This is a genomic window from uncultured Algibacter sp. (genome assembly GCF_905480415.1).
Lineage (GTDB): Bacteria > Bacteroidota > Bacteroidia > Flavobacteriales > Flavobacteriaceae > Algibacter_B.
On record NZ_CAJQQI010000186.1, the window covers coordinates 1 to 7,953 of the forward strand.

At 29.0% G+C, this 7,953-nt stretch carries 6 protein-coding genes; all 6 read right to left on the reverse strand.

Annotated features, from left to right (window positions below; genetic code table 11):
- Positions 1-230: 230 nt before the first annotated feature.
- The 6 genes from QZ260_RS12590 to QZ260_RS12610 all read right to left on the reverse strand — a co-directional run bounded on the left by QZ260_RS12590 (position 231) and on the right by QZ260_RS12610 (position 7,119).
- Entirely contained in the window at positions 231-3,032 is a 2,802-nt protein-coding gene (locus QZ260_RS12590) for a triple tyrosine motif-containing protein (protein WP_295986796.1), read from the reverse strand.
- A gap of 168 nt (positions 3,033-3,200) precedes the next feature.
- Positions 3,201-3,872 (reverse strand): head GIN domain-containing protein, encoded by a 672-nt coding sequence (locus QZ260_RS12595; protein WP_295986800.1) that lies wholly within the window; start codon positions 3,870-3,872, stop codon positions 3,201-3,203.
- Positions 3,873-3,964: 92 nt separating this feature from the next.
- Complete coding sequence (locus QZ260_RS12600; RefSeq protein ID WP_365969669.1) at positions 3,965-4,231, reverse strand: heavy metal-binding domain-containing protein; 267 nt, start codon at positions 4,229-4,231, stop codon at positions 3,965-3,967.
- Between the two features lie 136 nt (positions 4,232-4,367).
- Entirely contained in the window at positions 4,368-6,563 is a 2,196-nt protein-coding gene (gene rnr / locus QZ260_RS12605; protein ID WP_295986802.1) for a ribonuclease R, read from the reverse strand.
- A 192-nt stretch (positions 6,564-6,755) separates the two neighbouring features.
- Positions 6,756-6,977, reverse strand: coding sequence for a T9SS type A sorting domain-containing protein (locus QZ260_RS13210; protein ID WP_365969671.1), 222 nt, complete (start codon positions 6,975-6,977; stop codon positions 6,756-6,758).
- Positions 6,978-6,981: 4 nt separating this feature from the next.
- On the reverse strand, positions 6,982-7,119 hold the full coding sequence (locus tag QZ260_RS12610; protein ID WP_295986804.1) for a hypothetical protein: 138 nt from the start codon (positions 7,117-7,119) through the stop codon (positions 6,982-6,984).
- Positions 7,120-7,953 lie beyond the last annotated feature (834 nt).

A 7,953-nucleotide genomic window follows, 5' to 3' on the forward strand; every position in this document is an offset into this window, starting at 1 on the left:
TGTTTGTTTCATATTAATTATGTTGTTTGATTTGAAGTAAAAATAACCACAAATAATAAAGAATTCATATTTCTTACCTCAACAAAAAACATACATCGCAAAAAAACGTCTATCAGATTAGCAAAGTGATATTCATTGCGGATTATATTAAGGTTTTGTTAACATCATAAAACCGATTTCACTATGAATGTAGTGGTATTGTATGGGTTTAAATCAGAGTTGTTGTGCTTCTATATTTCTAAAATATAATCTGTTAAGTTAGATTCATGGGCTAAATCCATTTTTTTTCTTAACCTGTATCGTTTTACTTCTACACTCCTCGCAGATATATTAAGCAGGGGTGCAATTTCTTTTGATGATAAATTTAACCTGAGATAAGCACAAAGTCTTAAGTCGTTTGAAGTTAAAGCCGGATGTATACTTTTTACTTTTTTCAAGAAATCTTTATCCGCATTATTAAAAGCTTCTTCAAATACATTCCAATCATCTGTATTATTTAAGTTCCTGTCTATTATTTTAATAACTTGCTTAATACTCGTATTGTCCTCAGCGCTTTGTAGTTCCTTTTTAATGCTATTTAAAAATTCATTCTTTTTAATTAAACTCATTGTAGACATACCAAGTTCCCTATTCTTGTTATCTATGTCCTGTCTTAGTTTTTCATTATTAAATCTCATGAGTTGTTGTTTATTTTCCAATTCCTTTAACTCCAACTCATTGAATGTTTTTTGTAATATTTTTTCCCTTTGCTTCTTATAATATTGTTTGTAAATATTGTGCAAAATGAAAGAAAAGAATAAGGCAAGAAATACATATATAGCTATCATAGTAAATGATAAATACCAGGGTCTTTGGATCTCAAACTTATATGACGCTTCGTTTTTAGTTATTGTATTTCCAACTCTAGCCCTTACTCTAAACTTGTAATTGCCATGTGGTAGATTTTTAAATGTTATAAATGGATTAGCTGACCAGTCACTCCATTCGGGATACATACCTTCTAATTGAAACTGGTACTCTGTATCCAGAAATTTATCAAATTCAGCAACGTTATAAATAAATTCAATATTATTATCTACATTTTCAAAAAAACCATTACTTATTTTACTTACCACTTCTGGTGTAGAATTTATGCTATGTTTCCTTATAGAGTTTATTGAAATATGAAACGCTTGCGTCTTTAGTTTATCTAAGTCCACTATAATAAATCCGCTAGAAGTACCCAATAGATATTTTTGGTCTTTTAAATGTGAAACATTTTCATAACCCGTCAACCCTTTTGGTAATGACTTAGAAAACGCAATTTTATTCACCTTTGGAATGTTACTTAATTTACTGAGATAGATATAATTCAAGTCATTTTGAGTGAACCCCCATAACGTATTAGTGCTCTTATTAAAAATAAGCCTACCAGAGGTGTAGTCTTCCTTTTTAGACAAAACACTTAAAACACTGTCTTTAATAAACCCTTTACTCACACTATCATATTTAAAAACACCCTCATTATAACTGTAAAGTAACTCGTTATTATACTTTATTAAACTGGATTTTAATTCATTATTAATTACAGGATCTTTTTCAATATTTAAAACTTTTGTAAAATCACTATCTAGTTTTATTTTAAATATCCCTTTGTATTCATGACTTACAAAAACATAGTTATTATATATTTCAAAAAATTTGCATGATTTATCAAAACCTTCAATTTTATTCCTAAAAACCCACTCGTTATTAACTTTCTGAAGAACATAAAGTCCATTGTAATTACCCTGTAACAATAAGTCAGCTCTACCATCTATAGGTTTTATACCCCAAGTACCTTGAGATATTCCTTTTATCTTTTTAGCGATGTTATTAGTTACAATAGACGTTCCTGTGTCATGACCACAGAATAAAGTATTGTTCAGCTCTGTTAAAGTCCAAACAGCCTCTTGTATACCTTCTACTAATTTAAAACCCACTTCAGAATCGAGTTGCCTATAAAATAAACCTTGATTAGTTCCTAAATACAACTTATTATTAAACACTAAAGACGTATATACAGACCCGATTTTACCCTCTTCATCTTTGTAAATACTGAAAGCTGATTTAATATTAACACAATTAATTCCGTTTTCTAAAGCCAACCAAATGTTATTTTCTGCATCTTCAAAAATACCATGAACGGTATTATTACTTAACCCGTGTATCACATCAAGCGTATAGTCAATGTCTCCACTTGGAGTAAGGTGTAAAATACCGTTGGACCTTGTTCCTAAAATAAAGCTACCATCCTTTAACTGAGCACTACGAAATACACTTAATTTGGAAAGTGTTTCGTTTCCTGAAATATCCCACTTTATTAAGGCATTGTTATCTAAAATATAGAAGCCACTATTTTCAGTTTCAATTAAAAGTTTGCCGTCTTTACTAAAAATATTAACTAACCTATTGTTCTTTAAAACTAAATTGTTTGATACTAATTTTGATTTTCCGTTTTCAATTTTATAAACACCATCCTTTGTTTTTTGAAAATAAATAGTTTCATCAACTTTAAATATTTTATATATAATGGTTTCAGAATCAATGATATTATACGTGTTATTCGTTTTGTCATATATATATATTCTTTTTAAAGACTGGAACAATACAAAATCATCAACACTAATAATATTCCAAAATTCTTCATCTTCCAGAAAATCAATTTCTAATGATTTAGACAACGACGTATAAACCAGTAAACCAAGTTCATTTCTTTGCCAATAACCAAATTCATTATTGCATCCCGTATATATTAGATTATCAATAACATTAACTGAGCGTATTATGGTTTCGTTAGGAGATAGGTGTAATTTCCAATTAGCACCATTATATTCTAGTAGACCTTTGTTATTTGCAACATAAATATATTTTTCTTTTGATTGTGAAATAGACCAATTTTGTGTTTCTGCACCATAATCCTTTGGAGAAAAAACATTAATAGGAGGGCGCTCTTGAGCAAAAGCTATTACAGAGAAAAGTACCCAGAATACTATAGATTTAAGTAGCTTCAAAATATAAAATAATTAATTGTAGTGTTGCTAAGGTAATAAAAATAACCATTAAGAACAGAATTGTATAGTTTTGGTATGGGTAATTTCTGAAAGATATAATATAATTCCAAAAAGAAAACCCGCCTAAAAAGACGGGTTTTGTACTGTATATTTTACTAAAACTCTTATTTACATCCTTTTAACCCTGCCACCTAAAACTCTACTTTCGTCGATTCGATCTGGGTTACCATATATAAAAATATCTCCCCCTGCTCTTACTTTGGCCGTTACTTTTTTGGTTGCATTTACATTGGCTGTTCCCGCCAATCTTATAGAAACATCTGTGAACTCCGTTATTAAAGTCTCTCCATCATAATCCCCTCCTGTATAGATGGAGATATCTTGATGTATAGCTAAACCAGAAGCTATAATATCTGCGCCGGTAACCGCTCTTATATTAACATACTTTGTATCAAGTTTCACACTAATTTTACCGCCTTCTTGAGCATTTAAATCTACTTCAAACTGTTTAATAATGTCTTCTGAATGAATATAAGCACCTTCGTTAGCATCTATAACATCTAGATTAGTGTAATAAAGTTTCACTTTGGTTTTATTACCATCAAAAGCTTCTTCTAGTTTCATTTTAATTTTTAGGGTACCATTTTTATTATTTACTAAAACATCAGCAGCATTTTTTCCTGTTATAACTATTTTATCTATATCCCCTTTAATAAGTTCAACTTCTATTAAATCGTAAACTTTTAACTCACTGAATTCTCCAATGGTTTTTTCGATAGGATTTTGCGCAAAGCATGTTGTTGTTATAAAAAGCACAAAAAATTTAACAAGTGTTTTCATTTGGTATATGTTTATATTAAAAACGTAAAATTATTAAGATTTATTCCATTATGTAGTCACTTTATGAAAACATTATAATTAAGTATAAAATTTTAAGCAACTTTTACGGCTTTACCAGTAATGTAAACAATTATAGTAGATGAATTTGCTAGGGGTTCCATATCAATTTTAATACCTACAACAGCATTTGCACCAGTTGCTTTAGTATTATCTTGTAACTTCTTAAACACTTCTTCTTTAATACTCTCCAAACCTTGCGCATAGGCTGAATAATATTTAGACATTTTAAACATATCTTTAAAAGACATGGATCTTCCTTTGTATTTGTAGCTTGAATTATAGGTTATTTCTGTAATAATACCTCAATAATCTTTTATAGCATACCCTTTAATTGAGTTTGTTGTTGTTAAAATCATAATTACTAATTTTCTTACTAGTAGAATAATTTTAAGTATTGTTACACTACTTTTTTATTGTAAACTCCTTGGTTAGATATTATGCTTCTGGTTTCCCAATTAGATTAAAGTCTAAGTGTTTTTTAACTAAATCTGTATTCTTAACTTTTACTACAACTTCATCACCAAGTTGATACACCATTCCATTACTTCTACCAACCATAGCATATTGGTCTGCATCAAACGCATAATGGTCATCTTTCATATCGCGAACACTTACCATACCTTCACATTTATTAGTAATGATTTCTACGTAAATACCCCAATCGGTTACTCCAGAAATAACACCTACAAACTCATCATCATTATGATCTTGCATAAATTTGATTTGCATGTACTTAATAGAATCACGTTCTGCTCTAGTAGCTAAACCTTCCATATTACTTGAATGGTTACATTTATCTTCGTAAACCTCTTCATTAGCCGATTTACCACCATCTAAATACTGTTGCAACAAACGATGCGCCATAACATCTGGATATCGACGAATAGGCGATGTAAAGTGACTGTAATAATCGAAAGCTAAACCGTAATGCCCAATATTCCGCGTGGTATACTCCGCCTTACTCATGGTTCTAATGGTTAGCGTATCGACTAAATTTTGCTCTTTTTTACCGTTTACTTCTTTTAATAAATTATTAAGTGTTGCTGATACACTTTTACGATCTTTAAAATTTAGTTTATAACCAAATCGACTTACAACATTTTGTAAAGTAGCAAGTTTACTATCGTCCGGTTCATCATGAACACGATAAACAAAGGTCTTTTTTGGATCTTTTTTACCAATAAATTCCGAAACTTTTCGGTTGGCTAACAGCATAAATTCTTCAATCAACTTATTAGCATCTTTACTGGTTTTAAAGAACACGCCAACAGGATTAGCCTGCTCATCTAAATCGAATTTTACTTCAACTTTATCGAATGAAATAGCCCCAGAACTCATACGTTTTCCACGCATAATTTTAGCGAGTTCATCCATTTTTAGAATCGCATCTGCTATTTTTTGGTCTGTTTGATAGGTTTCTCCAGTTAATGACACTTCAGCAGGAATAGTATTGGTTTTAGACTCAATTACCGCTTGTGCTTCTTCGTAAGCATAACGTGCATCACTATAAGTTACCGTTCTACCAAACCATTCATTTTTTATTTCACATGTATCATTCATTTGAAACACGGCAGAAAACGTTAATTTTTCTTCATGTGGACGTAATGAACACGCTTTATTTGATAATACTTCAGGAAGCATAGGTACGACTCTATCTACTAAATACACAGAAGTAGCACGCTCGTAAGCTTCATCATCTAACACGGTGCCTTCTTGTAAATAATGTGATACATCGGCAATATGAATTCCTATTTCATATAAACCATTATCTAACACTTTAAACGAAAGTGCATCATCAAAATCTTTAGCATCTTTCGGATCAATAGTAAACGTTAGATCGTTACGCATATCGCGTCTTTTTACTATTTCTTCTGTTGTAATTGATGTATCTAGTTTATTAGCATAGTCTTCAACTTCATGCGGAAATTCCATTGGTAAACCGTATTCAGCAAGTATGGCATGGATCTCTGTATTATGATCTCCAGGCTTACCAAGTACTTGAACTATTTTACCATGAGGTGAATCTGCTTTTTCTGGCCAATCTTCAAGTTTTACTAATACTTTATCGCCATCTTCAGCTTTATTAATTTTATTAATAGGCACAAAAATATCGGTCTGCATTTTATTACTATCTGGTACTACGAAAGCAAAATTCTTTTTGTTGTGAATTTGAATAACACCAACATATTCTGATTTTGCACGTTTTATAACATTAGTAATTTCGCCTTCTATCTTCCCTCGGTTTCTGCGTTTATAGGCATAAAATTCTACTTCATCGCCATGTAAAGCCTTATTGATATTATTGGATGCAATAAATACATCATCATCAAAATCTTCACAAATAATATAACCATTACCTTTTGCAGCTAAATCTAATCTGCCGGTGTGGTATTCTGTGTTTACTATCGCTTTAAACTTACCGTGTTCTACTTCTTCAATTTCTTGTTTTCCTTGTAATTCGCGAAGTTTTTTTATAATTTGATTTCTACTACTAGCATCATTAACACCGAGCTTAGCAGCTATTTGTTTGTAGTTAAAAGTTTGATTTCTTTCTTTTTTTAATATACTTAAGATTGTATTTGTAAGGTTTGAAATCCCTTTATTGGATTTCGATTTTCTTCTATTTGTCATTTAAATTGTAATCATATTAATTTCCTAAGATAATGGAAATTGTGTTATTAAATAGCTTTGTTTTAGGAGAAGAGTTGCTATTTATTTTTTACAAAGTTAGGGTTTTAATATTAAATAGTGCTTTATTACTTTTTAGTTATAAAAAAAGCTCACATGTTACTATGAGCTTTAATAATTTATAAAACACTATTTTTATTCTTTAATAATTTTTTTAGTCGATTTACCTTGATTGGTTATTATTTCTATAAAATATATACCACTTTTTAAAGTATTAATATCAACTATTTTTGTTTTAGCTGAATATAAATACTGGCCTAAACTATTATATATATTGACTAGTTTAAATTCTAAACCTGTATTTAGATTTATATGTAACACCTCTTTTATAGGGTTTGGATAAAATGAAAAATATATTTTTTTAAAAACTTTCTGTTAATAATACGGCGCTTAGATCATAAACACGAACATGGTTTGAATTATTACCATTTCCATCATTTAAACGTGCACCAATTGCTACAATACTATCATCAGAAGATAAATTAACTATACTACTCAAATCAGTAGAAGCTTCACCATCGATATCTTAACTAATTTGAGTTTGAGCGATTAAAAATAAAGGGTATAATAAAAAAAGTAATAATTGTTTCATAATTTATAGTTTTAATAAAACCTAAAATTAGTCTAAGCACTATTACCAAACAATACCAAGAGGTTGGTATATTTTCACATTTTAAGAGTTATTCACACATATATATATATAATCAGTTTTCTTTTAAAATTTAAAAAAATAAATGGTGGTTATTATAGTCTGTTCATAGCGGTATAACTTTTTTAAGTTTTATTTTGATAGTAATTATATTATACTCTGTTAACACATTATACTATTTTAAAGTGTTGATTTTTAATGATTTTAATTTTTATACTAACAGTTGTTAATAACTATAAAATGTGATATTTATAATAAGTATTTTAATTTTTATGTTTACATCTATCATTATTTTATCTCATAACATTACTAAAAAAAGTGAATTAAATATTAGGTTTTTTAATATCAGTTTTTGATTGGAAAATTAAATATATAAACCTAATAAAAGTTATAATAAACGCTGATTAGATATTAACAAGTATTCATTATTTAAGCCTATACTTATTAACAGTCTTTTTAAATTTTATTATCTGTATCATTTTCAACACCATAGAATAACTTAAAACAATACATAATAAAAGGACTCTAACTACATTAGGTATGATATTAAGCTTTATGGTTTCAAATCTAAAAAACATGAATAAGTTAAACTGTTTTAGTTATTAATAGTTCCCACCAATTATTAACTTTGAAGTTATAAATAATAGAACAAGATTTTCGTAGTTTATCTTTAGGGTAGTTGAA

Excerpts from the sequence above, each read along its gene's own strand:
- QZ260_RS12595 (WP_295986800.1), bottom strand. The coding sequence starts at position 3,872 with ATGAAAACACTTGTTAAATTTTTTGTGCTTTTTATAACAACAACATGC.
- rnr (WP_295986802.1), bottom strand. The coding sequence starts at position 6,563 with ATGACAAATAGAAGAAAATCGAAATCCAATAAAGGGATTTCAAACCTT.